Below are 15,682 nucleotides of genomic sequence, written 5' to 3' on the forward strand. Positions count from 1 at the left end.
GTCACACCGGCTGCGGGACGATGGCGACCGGGCACTGCGCGTGGTGCAGCAGTGTGTGTCCCACCCGGCCGAGCTGGAGACCGAAGTGGCCGGTCCTGCGACGCGCCCCGATGATCACGAGGTCCGCGGCCGCCGACCGGCTCAGCAGCACCCTGCGGGCCGGCCCTTCCACCGTGGCGCGCCGCACGGTCACATCCGGGTGGTCGGCCGCGGCGTCGTGCAGCACGGCGTCGAGCAGCGTGGAGGCCTGGTCCTCGTGCTCGTGGCCCTCGTGTCCGGCCAGCAACGGGTGGTCGGCCGTCTCGTGTGCCGGGCAGCGCCAGGCGCGTACGACGTCCAGGGTGCACCGGCGGGCCTCGGCCTCGCGGAAGGCGAACCGCACGGCCGCGGCGGACGTGGCGGGCTCGCCGACCCCGAGCAGGATACGTTCGTGGGCGCCCTCCCGGCCGGGGCGGTCACCGCGGACGACGATCACGGGGCAGTGGGCACGGGCCGCGACGATCAGGCCGACCGAGCCGAGCAACAGGCCCTGCAGCTCGCCGCGGCCGCGGTTGCCCGTGACCAGCGCGGTGGCGCCTTCCGCCTCACGCAGCAGCGCGTCGGCCGGTTCCTCCGGGATCACCTCAGTGACCACCTTGACCTCGGGGTGGCGACGGCCGGCGCGTTCCGCCGCGCCGGCGACGATGTTGTCGGCCATCACCTGCTCGGACGGCCGGTTCGGGCTCGTGGACGGCAGGACGCCCTCGTAGCGCTCCCACAGCGACGCGTGCACCAGGCGCAGGGGCAGCCCGTGCCGGGCCGCCTCGTCCACGGCCCAGTCGACCGCCAGCAGGCTCGAGTCCGATCCGTCCACACCCACGACCAGGGGCAGCTCCATCGTTTCCACCGCCTTGTGTCGGGCCGCACCGTTGCAGCGCGGAACTCCACTCTCACCGTCCCACGCGCGGACGCACGACAGGAGGGGTGGATCGGCCCTGACCGGGGCCGTTCGGCCCCTGGGCCGGACTCTGCAGACCCTGCTGGGGCAGGCACGGTCTTCGGCTACAGCTCGGTCGTCATGGGCCTGTTCCTGATGCTCGCCCGCCTCGTCGGCCTCGCCGTCCTCATGTCCACGCCGGGCACGGTCCGGCGTCCGGGCGATCGGGAAACGGTCGTCTCGCGGTGCTGTGGGTGGCATTCCTCGGGGTGAGCGTGGTGGCGTTCTTCGCCCCTGGTGATCGGCCTCAACGCCCCTTTCCGTACCGCGCCCGTGGCGACGATGCCCGCCGCCGGCAGGCGGACAGCGCGGCTGCGAGCGACCGAGGCCCTACCGGGGTCGGTGTGAGTGGTGCGGTTGCGTCCGGGGCGATCCATAGACTGACCGCATGGACGAGACCGAGACGTGGGAGACCGTCTGCCGGGTGTGCGGCTACGACGACGCCGACGTGTTCTGGGCGGACGGATGGCCGACCGCGGAGATCTGCTCCTGCTGCGGCAACGAGTCCGATGTCGGTGACAACAGCGTCCTGGGCCTGCGCAACTATCGCGGTTACTGGGTCGGGCAGGGCGCCCCATGGCGGAGTCCCGGTGCGGAACGCAAACACCGCAGCCAGGGCTGGGACCTGCTGCGGCAGTTGGCGAACATCCCCGAGCAGTGGCGCTGAGCCGCAAGGCCCGCGCCTGTCGGCATGCCGCGAGGGCGTGGCGGCGCCGAGGGGGGTGCGCGCCCCGGTCGCCGGGCAGCGGGTCGCGCAGCACCGAACCGCCCCGTTGCGGGTCGTTCGGTGGACGGTCGCTCAACACGAAACGGTGATGCGGTGGTCCGTGCCTGTGCCCCGGGTGCGGGTCGGGGTCTGCTCCGGCTCCGTCGGCGGGCGGTGCGTGCGGCGGTTGATCCGGCGCAGCGCCGGCTCGTCGAAGAACGCGATGTCGACCGGGGTGCGCACAGGGACGGGGTCGAGCAGATTCAGGGTGCGGTCGACGTCCGAGTCGTCGTACAGCGGCTGGGCCGGATGGTGCTTGGACCAGCCGTGTTCGTTGGCGTGGTGGGCGGCTTCCCACTGGAGCTCGGCGCTGTCCCGCAACACGATCTCCATCAGCCGAGCGGTGAACTCCGTCGTCACGATCCGCCCCCGGAAGCCGTGCCGCACCAGTCGCGGCAGGTAGCCGCAGTGATCCAGGTGGGCGTGGGTGACGACGACCGTCGCGATGTCCGCGCCGTCGCAGGGCAGCTCGCGCCCGCAGTCGACGCGGACCCGGGCGTGGTCGCTCTCGACGAGGAACTTGCTGCCAGTCACCGTTCCCACTCCGCCCAGGAACGACAGCGGCGCCGGGCGTGACCGGGGCGCGGTGTTCTCGTCCGGTCCCGCTACGACTGCGCAATCAGGATCCGCGAGAAGCGGGCGGGTCCTTTCCGCCCTCTTGTGCTCATGCCTTTCCGGCCGGCCCGCCGGACCGTTCGGGCTGCTCGTCGTCCACCAGATCCGGGTCGAGGACCGGCCGCCGGGGTGGGCCCATGAGCGCGCAGTCCACGTCCACCACGCCCTCCACGGCCCGTGCCAGTCGTACTGCGATGGGGACGAGGCCGGTGTCCCAGATCCGGCCCGCAAGGGAGACGACCCCGTCCCGCACTTCCACTCGCACCGGTTCCAACGGGTCGGGGAAGAGCGGCTCGACCACCTCTCGGCGCACTTCCCGGGCGATGTCCGCGTCGGTGCGCAAGAACACCTTGAGCAGGTCGCTGCGGCTGACGAGGCCGGTCAGGATGCCGGCGCCGTCCACGACCGGGAGACGTTTGACCTGGTGCCTGGCCATGATCCGGGCGGCCCGGGCGAGGCTCGCGTCCGCTTCGACGGTGACCGCCGGTGCCGTCATCAACTCGCCCGCGGAGCGTGCCCGGGCCCGGGCGAGGGCTTCGGAGCGGCGCAGGAGGGCGTCCGCGTCGGGGTCGTGGGCGCGGAACTCCTCCTTGGGCAGCAGATCGGCCTCGGAGACGACGCCCATGACCCGGTGCGCGTCGTCCACCACGGGCAGCGCGCTGACCTGCCAGCGCCGCATGGCCTTCACGATGTCCTTGAACGTCGAGGTGCTCTCGAGGGCGACCACCTTGCGCGTCATCACGTCGCTCACGAGGCGGGGGGTGCTGTGCATGAGGACCTCCGGCGGTGCGCGCCGATCGTCACGGGACCGACGTCTGCCTCCAGACTGGGCCGAGCGAGCCGCCGCGGGCTTGGGCCGACCGGCCCTCGTCAAGGGCCCCGACAGGGCAGTCCGCCCACCCCTGTGACGGCACGGCACCCACCGAACGGGCCTGCCGCACACGCCTTTTCGGCGCGGCCCGAAGGGGCCGGTCGGCCCTGTGCCGGGCCAGGTCAGCCGCTTCGTTCTGCGCGGGGCGCTGGACCGCCTCGGCGAGCGGTATCCGCAGGTGCGGCTGACCGCCGATCAGGTGCCGCGGTCCGCCGCCGACGCCTTGGTCGCCGCGGTCGACGAGGCGGAGCTGCTGGTGCTGGGCAGCCGGGCCTTCAGCGGCTTCGGTGGTTTCATGGCCGGCTCTGTGGCGCTGGCGAGGTGGCCCGGGCGACGCGGCCGGTGGTGCTCGTACGGGCGCCTCACAGCCTGGAGGCCGAGCATCTGCCGGACGCCGAGGGCCGACCCGCGGTCGGCACGCCGTACCGGGACGTGGTGGTCGGCGTCTTTCCCTCGCGTCAGTGTGACGAGGTGCTCGCGTTCGCCTTCGAGAGCGCCATGACGCGGGCCGCGCCGCTCCGTGCCGTGTACGCCTGGCAGCTGCCGTACACGCCCGGCGCCGCGGTGACCAAGGCACGCGAAGCCATCGGCAGGGCCGCCGAACGGAATCTTCGTACGGCACGCAAGTCCGCGACCCCGCCGCCCTGGCGCGGGGGCCCGGCACGGAGAGCGACGGCTGAGCGGGGTCACCCCGTTGTCGGCACGAGCACCACCGGGCAGTGCGAGCGGTGCAGGAGGGTGTGTGCCACGGAGCCGAGCTGCGGTCCGAGCCGGCCGGTACGGCGGTGGGCGCCGATGACGACGACGGCCGTGCCGCCGGTGGCGGCCAGCAGTGCGTCGGCCGGGCTGCTGCGTACCGTGCGAGCGTCCACCGCGACGCCAGGATGCTGCTCTTCCAGGAGGGCCAGGCTGAACCGCGGTACCGCTTCCTCGGCGTGTTCCTCCCGGGCGAGCCGCCGCTGTCCAGGGCTCGTGGCGGGGATCAGCGAGGGAAGCTCGGGGGTGATGTGCCGGTGGGTGCGGGAGTGCAGGACACGCAGCCGCACACCACGTCGTTCGGCCTCGTCGAAGGCGTACGCGGCGGCCTCGGCGTCGCAGTCGTCCTCCAGGCCGAGCAGTACCTCCTGCGCGCCGTCGCACGGATGGTCACCCCGTACGACGAGCAGGGGGCCCCGCGCCTGCGCGGCCAGCCGCAGGCTCACGGAACCGGCCAGCAGTCCGGTGACACCGCCGAAACCGCGGGTTCCCACGACCGTGAGGGCCGCGCCCTCGCTTTCCTCGGCGAGCGCCGGGACCGGGCTGCCCGCGACGGCCCGGGACGTCACCGCCAGACCGGGGTGCCGTGCCTGCACGCGCGCGGTGGCCGACGCCAGGACGGGGCCGGCCTGGTCACGGTCGGGCACGGCGTACAGGATCCGCAGGCCGGCACCGCGTCGTACGGCCTCGTCCGCGGCCCAGTCGAGCGCCCGCACGGCGACCAGTGATCCGTCCGTTCCCACGGCCACATGCTGGAGAGTCATGACCCCTCCTCCTTTGCTCTGTGCTCTCGATGCTCGTACGACGCGGACGCCCCGGGCAGGGGCCACGTGAACCCGGTGGGCCGCCGGACGGCCCCTCTCGCAGGGCCCTGCGGGCCGCAGGCCCGGTTCTCGGTTCAGTCGGGCAGGCGGACGCCGTGACGGGTGCGTCCGCCGACGAGCTCGCGGCCCGTCACCAGCTCCGCTTCGATCCGGACGAACACCTCCTCTGGTGAGGACACCCAGGAGCGGGGCCCGGTGCGGGTCAGGCGGTCGTGCTCGGCCGCGTCCGTGACGACCGTGGCCGCGCCGGTGACCACGACGCTCCATCCGGAGTGGGTGACCGCGTCGACCTGGTCCGCTTCGAACGCGACGACGGTGCCGTCGATGGCGCGCACCAGTTCCGATCCGGCCGCGGTGCGCAGCAGCACCGCGTCGTCGGTGTCCAGACTGAAGTTGACCGGCAGCACCGCGGGCAGGGCGTGCCGGGTGTGGACGATCCGGCCGACGGGCACCTGGCCCAGCAGGCGCAGGCACGCCGGACGCTTGAGTTCACGGAATCCGTCGTTGGGATACATGGCCAGACCGTCTTTCACCGGATGCAGCGCGCAAGGCACGTGTGCGTCCATGGTGCGCGGGCCACCGCCGCCCGCGAAGGGCCGTTCGTCCCGGATGTCCCGCACAACGGCCCCCTCGCTTCGAGGCCTGCCGTCCAGTGATGCGGGTGCGGTCCCCTATCCGACGGGCCCCCGTGTACGGCCGCGAAGGCGTGCGGGCTCCTGGGGCGCCCTACTCCTGCTTCAGGAGGGGCGGCGCGGGCCGCGACTTGCTCAACTGCTTGAGCAGAACCGCCTCCAGCAGGCTGGTCACCCGCAGCGGGGCCAGCCGCCGGGCCCGCCACAGGGTGGTCGTGCCCCGTCCGGGGAACGCCAGGACGCGCCCCCTGGCCAGGGCGCGTTCGGCGGAGCGCAGCACGACGTCGGGATGGATGCCGGGGGCGTCGCTGATGACGTCGGGATGGTTGCGCTGCATCTCAGTGAGCATCGGCGTCTCCACGGCGGGCGGGCAGACGCACACGACCCGCACGCCGCTGTCGGCGCACTCCCGGGCGAGCACCTCGGCCATCGCCACCAGCGCGGCCTTGGACGCGGAGTAGGCCCCCACCGACGTCATCGGCACCCATCCGGCGATGGAGGCGACGAGGATCAGCGCGCCACCCGGCCCGGCGGCCATGCGGGGCACGACGGCCCGGGCCACCTGGACGCTGCCGAGGTAATTGACCCGCACCAACTGCTCGATGTCCGCGAGGGGTTGGTCCAGCAGTCGGCCCACGCGGGCGATGCCGGCGCAGTGCACGACCCGCGTCGGCGTTCCGACGGCGGCCTCGACGTCCTGGAGGGTCCGGTCCAGTGCGTCGGTGTCCGTGACGTCGCAGGTGAAGGTGTGCAGGCCTGTGTGGCGGGGCAGTTGGGCGAGGCGCTCGGCGTCGTTGTCCAGGGCCGCGACCGGATGGCCTCGCCGGGCGTGGGTGAGGGCGGCGTGTCTCCCGATGCCGCCGGCCGCTCCCGTCACCAGGACGGCCTGCGCGCCGGTGTCCGAAGTGGTGCCGATCCGCCTGCTTCCGATCACGTCGGCTCCCGCGAAGAGGCTCAGAGGTTCCGAGGCGGCACACCGCAGCCTCGCAGAAGAATCCTTGCCTACGCCCCGGCGGTCAACCGCACGAGCAGCACACCCGGCGCCCGCGGCACCGACACCCTGACCGCGTCCCCGTCCCACTCGGCCGTGCCGACGGACGCGTGAGCCGGGTGCAGGACCTCCGCGTGCGCCGCCCGTCCCGCCAAGTGGCCTATGGGCAGGCTCAGTTCGGTCTCCCCGCCCCGACGCCACACCGACAGGTACGTCGTGCGGCCGTCAGACACCCGCATCCCGACCGCGAGCCACTCGTCCGTCCAGCCCGGCAACCCCAGCGGCCAGAACGGCAGGGCCGTCGCGAGGTCCCGGCGGATGCTCCGGTACACGTCCACCGCGTCGCGCACGAGCCGGAGTTGAGGCTCGGACATCCGGTTCAGATGCCCGGACAGGTGGATGCGGCCGAGGAGCGCACCGCCGAGGGTGAAGCGGATCAGGTCGTCGTCGAACCCGGGTTGCGGGTACGCCCAGACGGCGCCCTGTTCCGGCGGGACGGCCGTCGGGGCGGAGGCGGAGATGGGCGGGTAGCGCAGCGGGTCCTGCTGGTCGCTGGTGGACTGGAGCTGGGTGACGGCCAGAGTGGCACCGTCCATGCGCATGCCGCCCGAGGCGCAGTTCTCGACGACCAGTGCCGGGTACCGGTCCAGGACGTCGGACAGCCAGTCGAGGTATGCCTGCGCGTGCCCCAGCAGACCGGCGCCGGGCGCGAGGTCGCCGGGTCCGCGGGTGCCGGGGTCGACGACGATGTTGTAGTCGAGCTTGAGATAGCCGACGCCCCACTCCCCCACGATCCGGTCCACCGTCCGGTCGAGGTGGGCGCGGGCCGCCGGGTGGCGCAGGTCGAGCTGGTGGCGGCCCTGTTCGGTGAGGCGTACGCCGTCGCGCTGGAAGAAGGCGTCGGGCGGCAGCGTCGCCGCGAGCGGACTGTCCACGCCGATGACCTCCGGCTCCAGCCACAGCCCGGCCACCATGCCGCGTGCGCGGATGCGGTCCAGTACGGCTTGGATGCCGCCGCCCGGAAAGCGGCGGGGCGAGGGTTCCCAGGCGCCGACGCTGTTCCACCAGCCGCCGTCGGCGGTGTCGTCGTACCAGCCGGAGTCGATGCAGAAGTACTCCGCGCCGGCCTCGGCGGCGGCGTCGATCAGTGGGAGGAGCTTGGCCGTCGTGGGGTCGCCCATCAGCGTGTTCATGTAGTCGTTGAAGACGACCGGCAGGTGGGTGTGGTCCGGGTGCGGGCGGCGGACGAGGCGTCGGTACGAGGTGAGGGCGCCCATGGCCGCGTCGAACCCGGCGCCGAGCGCGAGTACGCCCTCCACCGTGGTGAACTCCTCGCCCGGCGCGAGCCGGATCCGCCACTGGTGTGCGGCGTCGGTGGGGCCGTTCAGCGCCAGGTGGCTGCCCCCGGCGTGTTCGCCGAGGTCCCAGCGCCAGCCCGCCGGGGACTCGATCTGCCACAGCCAGGTGCGGCCGTCGTCCCGTCGGGTCAGCGCGCCCATCGGCAGATGCCCGTCGGTGGGCCAACTGCCGCGTCCGGTGAGGGCGAGGGCGGCCCGGCTGTCGTGCTGGTGGGCGTCGGCGTTGATGTCGGCGACGGTCGCGCGCAGCGGTTCGGTGTACCAACGGCACTCCGCGAGCCAGTCGTTGCGGGCACGGTGGACGTCGAGGGAGTCCGGCCCCGGCAGACCGGCGAGCAGGAGGCTGCTGACGGACTGGACGACGAGAGGTGTGTCGCCGTCGTTGCGCAGGCGGACCCGGGACCGCAGGAGGGGGATGCCGACCGGGGAGGACAGTTCGGCGAAGGCCGTCAACCCGCTTGCGGGGTCGTGGAGTTCGACGGTGAGGTGCTCCCAGCCGTCACGGCGGTCCGCGCGGTGGCCCCGGTGGCGGAGGCGTGAGCCCAGCGCCGTGCCGGTGAAGCGTGGGCCGGACCAGCCACTGCCGTGCCCGAGAGCGGTGAGCTCGACGAGGGGAAGCGCGGTCTCAGGGTCGCCGGAGCCGGTGCCGTCGAGCCGGATCAGCCGCAGCGTCCCGTCGGCGGCGGTGGCGAACTCTGCCGTCAGCTGTGCGTGTCCCCAACTGAAGGCGCCTCGCGAGGAGTTCGGAACCTGCTGATCGCGCTCCCCCGCATCCGCCGTACCGGTCAAGGCGTTCCCCCTCGGTCGCGTGAATCCGTTGTTACGTTCTCTTGACGCCCCCTGTGTGACCGGTCACAATCCTCGCATGAATGTGACCGGTCACACAAGGAGCCCGGCAAGCATCAGGGACGTCGCGGCCGCCGCCGGCGTCTCGTACCAGACCGTCTCCCGAGTGATCAACGGCCATCCCAGCGTGAAGCCGTCGACCCGGGAGCGGGTGCTCGCCGCCATCGACGAGCTGGGCTTCCGGCGCAGCGCGACCGCGCTCGCCCTGGCCAGCGGGCGCACCCGGGCCGTGACCGTACTCACCGCCAACACCACCCACTACGGCTACGCCTCGATCCTCCAGGGCGTGGAGGAGGCCGCGCGCGCCGCCTCCTACGCGGTGGGGATCAGCGTCCTGGAGTCGGCCGACGAGACCGCCGTCGCCGCGGAGGTGCGGCGAGCGGCCGACGCGGGTGGCGGCCTGATCGTGATCGCCTACGATCCGGCCGGTGTCCGCGCCCTGGGCGCCGTCCCGGCCGGGGTGCCGGTCGTCGGCGTGGTGGAGACCCCGGCGAGCCCGCCCGGCGAGAACCGCCCCTGGGTGTGGACCGACGACCGCGAGGCCGCCTACGAGGCGACCCGTCATCTGCTTTCGCTGGGGCACGAGACCGTGCACTACGTGGCCATCCCGTCCAGCACCCGCCGCACGAGCGCCCGCACCAGCGGCTGGCGGCAGGCCCTGAAGGAGGCCGGCGCCCCACAACCCCGTCCGGTGCAGGGCAGTTGGGGTCCCGCGGGCGGCCACGCGGCGGGGCTGAGGCTGGCGAAGGACCCCGGCGTCACCGCGGTCCTGTGCGGCAACGACGACCTGGCGCTCGGAGTCCTGCGCGCCCTGCACGAGACGGGCCGCCCGGTGCCGGGCGCGGTGAGCGTGGCCGGGTTCGACGACGCCCCGCACTCCGCCTATCTCACGCCGTCCCTGACGACCGTACGCCTGGACTTCACGGGTCTGGGGCGGTCCGCGTTCGCGCTGCTGCACGGGGTGCTGGAGGAGTCGGCGCCGATCGCCCCGCACCCGGTCTCCGTCCCGGAGCTGGTGGTCCGGGAGAGCTCGGGGCCGCCTCCCTCCTGAACACCACTCATCAGCACGGCAGTTGTGAGTCCCGCTTCCTGAACCACCTGCTCCGAAAGGCACGTGATGAAGAGAAGAGCACTCCCCGCACTGGCCCTGATATCCGCCCTCGCCCTGGCCGCCACCGCGTGCAGCGACCCCACCGCTGCCGACCCGGACTCCGGCTCCGACGCCAAGCGGACGGCCGTCGACCCCACGGCCCGTCTCGACGGCGTGAAGCTCACGATGTGGACCGCGCAGAACACGGTCAACGCGCCGAAGCAGGTGATCGACGCCTTCGAGAAGGCCACCGGCGCCGAGGTCGAGACCCAGGCGATCCCGGACCTGTACGAGCAGAACGTGCCGACCAAGCTGGCCTCCGGCGACCGCCCCGACCTGATGTTCTGGCAACCCAGCATCTCCACCCTGCCGTTCGTCCAGCCGCAGCAGAACCTCCTCCCCCTCGACGGGGAGCCGTGGGAGGCGAAGCTGGGCGACACCGAGAAGTCGCTCGGCATGATCGACGGCAAGCGGTACGCGGCGATCGTCACCAGCCCCGCCATGCTCGGCGTCTACTACAACAAGGACGTCTTCGCCAAGGCCGGGCTGAGCGAGAAGGACTTCCCCACGTCGTACGACGAACTGCTGGCCCTCGGCCGCGAGGTGGTCGACAAGACGGACGCGGCGGCCTTCTACGAGGCCGGCGGTGACAAGTGGCCGTTGCAGTGGCAGATGCAGGTCCAGCTCACCGACCTCGACCAGGCCTGGTGGGACGGGCTGAACCGGAACAAGGAGAAGTGGACCGACCCCGTCGTGGTCGGCGCGATCAAGAAGTACAAGGACAAGCTCCTTGATGCCGGGCTGGCCCAGAAGAACTACCGCACCGGCACCTTCACCGGGCAGGCCGACGCCCTGTGGAAGGGCGAGGCCGGGATGGTCCTCAACGTCACCTCCTTCCAGAGTCAGTTGCAGGCCAAGTACTCCACCGCCGAGATCGACCGGCGGATCGGCTGGTTCCCCGTCGCCAACTCCTCGGCCACCGGCCTGTATTCGCCCGACCAGACCAACGGCGTGGTCGCCTTCAGGACGGGTGACGAGAAGCGGCAGAACGCGGCCCGGCAGTTCCTCGCCTTCTGGCTCGGCCCCGACTACGCCGACTACATCAAGGCGATGAAGATCCCGTCCGTGCAGCCTTCCGTGCCCACTCCCGACGGTCTGCCGCAGACCTCCAAGGACCAGGTCGAGGCCCTGCCGACCGCCATCGGCGTCTTCCAGGCGAAGGCGATCGTCGCCCCGGACACGCATCTGTACCTGGCCGACATGATCTACGGGAAGAAGAACCCGCAACAGGTCGGCCAGGCCATCCAGGACCAGTTCGCGCAGGTCGCCAAGGCGCAGGCCGCGCCCGGATTCTGACGATGGCTCATGCGGTCGTACGCGCCGAGAAGCCCGCGCCCGTGTCGGGCGCGCCGAAGAAGCCGGGGCGGCTGCCACGGGCCGCGGTGCACCATCCCTGGTGGTTCGCCCTCCCGGCGATCGTCGTCTTCGCGGGCTTCTTCCTGGTCCCCAACCTGCTCAACTTCTACTACCCGTTCACCGACTGGTCCTCCTACCACCCGGACATCTCCTTCACCGGCCTGGACAACTTCAGGACCGTCGCCGACGACGGCTCACTGCTGCGGGCGATCCGGACGACCCTGCTCTACGCGGTGCTCGCGGCGTTCTTCCAGAACGGCTTCGGGCTGGTACTCGCCCTGCTCCTTGAGGACGACACCCGCTTCAACCGCTTCTTCCGAGCGGTCTTCTTCCTGCCGGTGCTCATCTCGGCCCTGGCGACGGGCTACGTCTTCCAGGCGCTCCTCGACCAGGACGGCGCCGTCAACTCCGTGCTGGGAAGCGACATTCCGTGGCTGGGGTCGACGACGTGGACGCTGGTGGTGGTCACGCTCATTCACGGCTGGAAGTGGATGGGGCTGGCGATGCTGATCTATCTGGCCGGGCTCAAGGGCATCCCGGGGGACATGCTGGAGGCCGCGCGGATGGACGGGGCCGGGCCGTGGCGGACCTTCTGGTCGGTGCGGTGGCCGATGCTGGCCCCGGCCGTCACCTTCAACGTGACCACGGCGCTGATCGGTTCGATGAACACCTTCGACATCGTGCAGGCCACGACCGGCGGCGGGCCCGCCGCCTCCACCGAGGTCTTCAACATCTACATGTTCCGGATCTTCGGGCAGGGCCTGTACGCCCAGGCCTCCGCGATGAGTCTGGTCCTGTTCCTGGTCGTGGTGGCCGTGGCGATCCCGCTGGTCGTCGGACTGCGCCGAAGGGAGCAACTCCTGTGACCCCGGTGTGGCGTCACGCCCGCCCGGCCCTCGTCGTCCTGCTGGCCGGCCTCGCCGTCGGCGTACCGCTGTGGCTGGTCGCCGTCACCTCGGCCAAGCCACAGGCCGAGGCCATCAGGCCGAACCTGGACCTGCCCAGGCACTGGCAGCCCGCCGACAACTACGCGGACGCCGTCAACCAGGGCGAGATGCTCCGCGGCCTTCTCAACTCGCTGCTGGTCGTGGTGCCTTCGGTGATCCTCGTCCTGCTGCTGGGGGCGGGCGCCGCCTGGGTCTTCGCACGCCGCAGGTCCAAGCTGGTCTCGGCGGCGTACGCGCTGTGCATCAGCGGGCTGCTGCTGCCGCCCGCCGTCATCACCATCGTGATGGAACTGCGGCAGCTCGGCCTCGCGAACACCCGCCCCGGCATGATCGCCGTCTACACCGGCATGTATCTGTCGACGTCGATCTTCTTCATGACCGGGTTCGTCCGGACGATCCCCATCGAACTGGAGGAGGCGGCCCGTATCGACGGGGCACCCCCCTGGCGGATCTTCGCGCGGATCGTCCTGCCCCTGCTCAGGCCGGTGATCGCCACCGCGACGATCATGGTGATGCTCTACGCCTGGAGCGACGTCTTCTACGCGTTCTTCGTCCTCGGCGGCGGAGAGCGGGCGACCCTGCCGCTCAACCTCTACCAGGTCGCCAGCGCCCAGCTCTACCTCGAGAACTGGCATCTCGTCTTCGCGTACGTCGCGGTGATGAGCCTGCCGATGGTCGCCGTGTTCCTCGTCGGCCAGCGAAAGATCGTGTCCGGAATCACCAGTGGAGCCGTCAAGTAACCGGAGGTCCGCCAGCGTGCTCGCCCCCACCCGCACGAGATCCCGAACCGCCCTGCTGACAGCCGTGCTCGCCCTCGCCGCCCTCGTCCCCACCCTGGGCTCCGCGTCGGCCGCCGACCCGCAACGCCTCACCGTCGACCTGGCCGACTCCGAGGGCCCGGTGACGCTCGGCGCCAACGGCGCCCTGTACGGCCTCGGCGACGACGGTGTCCCCAGCGACGCCGCCCTGGCACCCCTGAAGATCACCAGCATCTCGCAGAAGCCGGAGGGCGGCGCGCAGCACCCCAACGGCGACGCGCTCTCCGTCTCCAAGTCCTTCTTCCGCAACGGCGGCGGCGAGATCAACGTGATGATGCAGGACATGTACGCCAAGTGGCCGTACGAGGATCTCGGCATCGACGACTACCTCCCCAAGGTCGACAAGATCACCGAGGAGATCGCGGCCGACCCGAACAGCGACCGCTTCGTCTACATCCCGTTCAACGAACCGGACTTCATCTGGTACAAGCTCAACCTCACCGACCAGGCCGCGTACGAGGTCGAACGCGACCGCTTCTTCGCCCACTGGAAGACCGTGTACCACCGCATCCGCGCCATCGACCCGGACGCGGTGATCGCGGGACCCAACGAGACCGGCTACTACCCGCGCTTCCTGCGGGACTTCCTCACCTTCGCCCAGCACGAGAACGTCCTGCCGCAGATCATGACCTGGCACGAGCTGAGCTCCGGCTCGCTGCGCGACTTCCAGGGCCACTACGACAACTACCGAGCGCTTGAGCGGGAGTTGGGCATCGGCCCGCTCCGGATCAACATCGACGAGTACGCCAACCGCCGCGACCTGTCCGTGCCGGGGCAGCTCGTGCAGTGGGTCTCGATGTTCGAGAGGAACAAGGTGTACGCCAACATGGCGTACTGGGACGCCGCCGGCAACCTCAGCGGCCAGGTGGTGCGCTCCAACATCCCCAACGGCGGCTGGTGGTTCTTCCGTTGGTACGCCGGGCTGACCGGCGACACGGTGAAGGTGACCCCGCCGCAGCCGAACACCATCGACACCCTCCAGGGCCTCGCCTCCCTGGACGCCTCCCGCCGCCAGGCCCAGGTCCTGCTGGGCGGTTCGGCCGGCGACTCCGACGTCGTGGTGCGCAACGTCCCCCGCTCCGTCTTCGGCCGTACGGTCACCGCGACCGTCGCCGAGGCGGCCTGGTCCGGGTACGAGGGGCAGCACGCCGCGCCACAGGTGCTGACCCGTGCCAGGCTCAAGGTGGCGGACGACGGCACGGTCACCGTCCCGCTGCGCGGTCTGCACAAGATGTCGGCGTACCGGATCGTCCTCACCCCCGCCGGCTCGGGCACCCCCTCCCCCGCCGCCGTCCCGTGGTCGGCGTCGTACGAGGCCGAGGACGCGGCGATCACCGCCGGGCAGATCTACACGCAGGGCACGGTGAGCAACGCCAACGGCTACGCGGCCTCCGGCACCAAGGACGTCGGCTCCCTCAACCAGCCCACCAGCAAGGTGGACTTCAGGGTGTCGGTCCCGACGGACGGCACGTACGACCTGGCGATCCTCTACGGCAACCAGTCCGGTGGCCCGGCCACCCAACAGTTGTCGGTCGACGGCGCCGCCCCGGTCACGGTCTCGTACGCCTCCACGGAGAACTGGACCTACCGCGCCAGGAACGACGTCGGCATCCGGCTCACGGCGGGCTCGCACGTGCTGACCCTGGCCAAGGGCGACGCCGAGGTCACACTCGACCGCATCGACCTGACGGCCCGTACCGGCGAGGCCTCCGCGTCGTACGAGGCCACCCTCGCCGACGTCAGCGGCCGGCCGTCGTACGACTACTCCTCGTCGTCCGGCGTCGGCACGGGTGCTCTCGTGCTGCACACCGGCGACAGGGCGGTCTTCGACGTCTACGCCCCGCGTGACGGCTACTTCACGGTCCGCTCGCGTGCCTCCGCGCCCGTGAAGCTGCGGCTGCACGGGGAGACGGTGACGGCCGCGCCGGGACAGCCCCTACGGCTGTACCTGGTGGCCGGGAACAACCGTGTCGCGCTGAGCGCGAAGTACGCCTCCGTCCGTTCCCTCGATGTCTCGGGCGACGGCTCGACGGCCGGCACGCTCGCCTACGAGGCCGCATCGGCGACCCTGTCGGGCGGCGCCGAACTCGTCGACTCCGCGCACGCCTCCGGCGGCTCCTACATCGGCTCGCTCGGCAACGGCCCCGACAGCAGAGCCGAGTTCACAGTGGACGCGCCCCGGTCCGGCCGCTATCTCCTCGTCGTGCGGTACGCGCACAACGAGCGGCGTGACAACGGGCACGCGTACAACACGGACATCATGTCCCGTACGGCGGACATCACCGTGGACTCCGGCGCCCCGACCCGGGCCACCTTCAAGAACACCTGGAGCTGGGACGACTACTGGACGCTCGGCGTCCCGGTCGAGCTGAAGAAGGGCACCAACACGGTGACGTTCGGCAACCCGACCGGTTGGGCGCCGAACATCGACCGGATCGAACTGGGGCGTGTGGCAGGAGAGTTCCGGCACTGATCGCGGCACACCACGTCACCGGGGCGGCGCCCGGTCAACTCACCGTGCTACGTACCTCGGGCAGCCCGGGGCCGGTGCAGCGTACGTCCGTCGTCGGGAGCGTTCCGTCGACGAGGTAGGCGGCGGCCGTCCGGTCCACGCAGGTGTTGCCGCCGCTGGCGAAGACGCCGTGCGAGTAGTCGTGGTCGAGGGGGGTCGAGGGTCCGGGTGCGGCGGATGTCGGCGAGGATGCGGCGCGGGGCGGGGCCGGGGGCGTCCGCGCATTTGGTGACGCGGTTGGCGGATTCGTAGGTGCGTGAGTCG

13 protein-coding genes and 1 pseudogene are annotated in these 15,682 nt (G+C 71.5%); 6 read left to right on the forward strand and 8 right to left on the reverse strand.

The annotated features are described in order from the left end of the window. Position 1: 1 nt before the first annotated feature. Positions 2 to 877, reverse strand: coding sequence for a universal stress protein (locus tag ACIHIX_RS37110; protein ID WP_399964197.1), 876 nt, complete (start codon positions 875 to 877; stop codon positions 2 to 4). Positions 878 to 1,364: 487 nt separating this feature from the next. On the opposite strand from ACIHIX_RS37110, the gene ACIHIX_RS37115 reads away from it, so the two are divergent. Continuing rightward, positions 1,365 to 1,643 carry a hypothetical protein gene (locus ACIHIX_RS37115; protein ID WP_399964199.1) on the forward strand — a complete coding sequence of 93 codons (279 nt, stop codon included), beginning with the start codon at positions 1,365 to 1,367 and terminating at the stop codon, positions 1,641 to 1,643. 132 nt (positions 1,644 to 1,775) lie between these two features. Here the strand turns inward: ACIHIX_RS37115 and ACIHIX_RS37120 are convergent, their stop codons facing one another. From ACIHIX_RS37120 to ACIHIX_RS37145, 6 genes are all read right to left on the reverse strand, one after another. Then, positions 1,776 to 2,276 carry a hypothetical protein gene (locus ACIHIX_RS37120; RefSeq protein ID WP_399964201.1) on the reverse strand — a complete coding sequence of 167 codons (501 nt, stop codon included), beginning with the start codon at positions 2,274 to 2,276 and terminating at the stop codon, positions 1,776 to 1,778. Between the two features lie 130 nt (positions 2,277 to 2,406). Then, a complete protein-coding gene (locus ACIHIX_RS37125) occupies positions 2,407 to 3,129 on the reverse strand; it encodes a CBS domain-containing protein (RefSeq protein ID WP_399964204.1) in 723 nt (240 codons plus the stop codon). A gap of 785 nt (positions 3,130 to 3,914) precedes the next feature. Continuing rightward, on the reverse strand, positions 3,915 to 4,748 hold the full coding sequence (locus tag ACIHIX_RS37130) for a universal stress protein (RefSeq protein ID WP_399964205.1): 834 nt from the start codon (positions 4,746 to 4,748) through the stop codon (positions 3,915 to 3,917). A 134-nt stretch (positions 4,749 to 4,882) separates the two neighbouring features. Next, positions 4,883 to 5,323 (reverse strand): pyridoxamine 5'-phosphate oxidase family protein, encoded by a 441-nt coding sequence (locus tag ACIHIX_RS37135; protein ID WP_399964207.1) that lies wholly within the window; start codon positions 5,321 to 5,323, stop codon positions 4,883 to 4,885. A gap of 211 nt (positions 5,324 to 5,534) precedes the next feature. Continuing rightward, on the reverse strand, positions 5,535 to 6,374 hold the full coding sequence (locus ACIHIX_RS37140; protein ID WP_399964209.1) for an SDR family NAD(P)-dependent oxidoreductase: 840 nt from the start codon (positions 6,372 to 6,374) through the stop codon (positions 5,535 to 5,537). A 68-nt stretch (positions 6,375 to 6,442) separates the two neighbouring features. Next, positions 6,443 to 8,578 (reverse strand): glycoside hydrolase family 36 protein, encoded by a 2,136-nt coding sequence (locus tag ACIHIX_RS37145; RefSeq protein WP_399964211.1) that lies wholly within the window; start codon positions 8,576 to 8,578, stop codon positions 6,443 to 6,445. A gap of 76 nt (positions 8,579 to 8,654) precedes the next feature. Here ACIHIX_RS37145 and ACIHIX_RS37150 point away from each other — a divergent pair, with 76 nt between their 5' ends. From ACIHIX_RS37150 to ACIHIX_RS37170, 5 genes are all read left to right on the forward strand, one after another. After that, a complete protein-coding gene (locus ACIHIX_RS37150) occupies positions 8,655 to 9,686 on the forward strand; it encodes a LacI family DNA-binding transcriptional regulator (RefSeq protein WP_399964213.1) in 1,032 nt (343 codons plus the stop codon). Positions 9,687 to 9,752: 66 nt separating this feature from the next. Continuing rightward, on the forward strand, positions 9,753 to 11,081 hold the full coding sequence (locus ACIHIX_RS37155) for an ABC transporter substrate-binding protein (protein WP_399964215.1): 1,329 nt from the start codon (positions 9,753 to 9,755) through the stop codon (positions 11,079 to 11,081). Positions 11,082 to 11,083: 2 nt separating this feature from the next. Further along, entirely contained in the window at positions 11,084 to 12,007 is a 924-nt protein-coding gene (locus ACIHIX_RS37160; RefSeq protein WP_399964217.1) for a carbohydrate ABC transporter permease, read from the forward strand. After that, the gene (locus ACIHIX_RS37165; RefSeq protein ID WP_399964219.1) at positions 12,004 to 12,828 is read left to right on the forward strand and encodes a carbohydrate ABC transporter permease; all 825 of its coding nucleotides are present in this window, start codon (positions 12,004 to 12,006) and stop codon (positions 12,826 to 12,828) included. Before ACIHIX_RS37160 ends, ACIHIX_RS37165 begins: the two co-directional genes overlap by 4 nt. A gap of 16 nt (positions 12,829 to 12,844) precedes the next feature. Further along, a complete protein-coding gene (locus ACIHIX_RS37170) occupies positions 12,845 to 15,379 on the forward strand; it encodes a CBM35 domain-containing protein (RefSeq protein WP_399964221.1) in 2,535 nt (844 codons plus the stop codon). 34 nt (positions 15,380 to 15,413) lie between these two features. Here the strand turns inward: ACIHIX_RS37170 and ACIHIX_RS37175 are convergent. Beyond that, a pseudogene (locus tag ACIHIX_RS37175) lies at positions 15,414 to 15,566 on the reverse strand (alpha/beta hydrolase); the annotation flags it as partial. Positions 15,567 to 15,682: the final 116 nt, after the last annotated feature.

Origin of the sequence: Streptomyces sp. NPDC051913, from assembly GCF_044593635.1 — a bacterium.
In the GTDB taxonomy this organism is placed as follows: domain Bacteria; phylum Actinomycetota; class Actinomycetes; order Streptomycetales; family Streptomycetaceae; genus Streptomyces.

Coding starts and splice junctions, on each gene's coding strand:
- ACIHIX_RS37110 (WP_399964197.1), bottom strand. CDS start 877: ATGGAGCTGCCCCTGGTCGTGGGTGTGGACGGATCGGACTCGAGCCTG.
- ACIHIX_RS37115 (WP_399964199.1), top strand. CDS start 1,365: ATGGACGAGACCGAGACGTGGGAGACCGTCTGCCGGGTGTGCGGCTAC.
- ACIHIX_RS37125 (WP_399964204.1), bottom strand. CDS start 3,129: ATGCACAGCACCCCCCGCCTCGTGAGCGACGTGATGACGCGCAAGGTG.
- ACIHIX_RS37130 (WP_399964205.1), bottom strand. CDS start 4,748: ATGACTCTCCAGCATGTGGCCGTGGGAACGGACGGATCACTGGTCGCC.
- ACIHIX_RS37135 (WP_399964207.1), bottom strand. CDS start 5,323: ATGTATCCCAACGACGGATTCCGTGAACTCAAGCGTCCGGCGTGCCTG.
- ACIHIX_RS37150 (WP_399964213.1), top strand. CDS start 8,655: ATGAATGTGACCGGTCACACAAGGAGCCCGGCAAGCATCAGGGACGTC.
- ACIHIX_RS37155 (WP_399964215.1), top strand. CDS start 9,753: ATGAAGAGAAGAGCACTCCCCGCACTGGCCCTGATATCCGCCCTCGCC.
- ACIHIX_RS37160 (WP_399964217.1), top strand. CDS start 11,084: ATGGCTCATGCGGTCGTACGCGCCGAGAAGCCCGCGCCCGTGTCGGGC.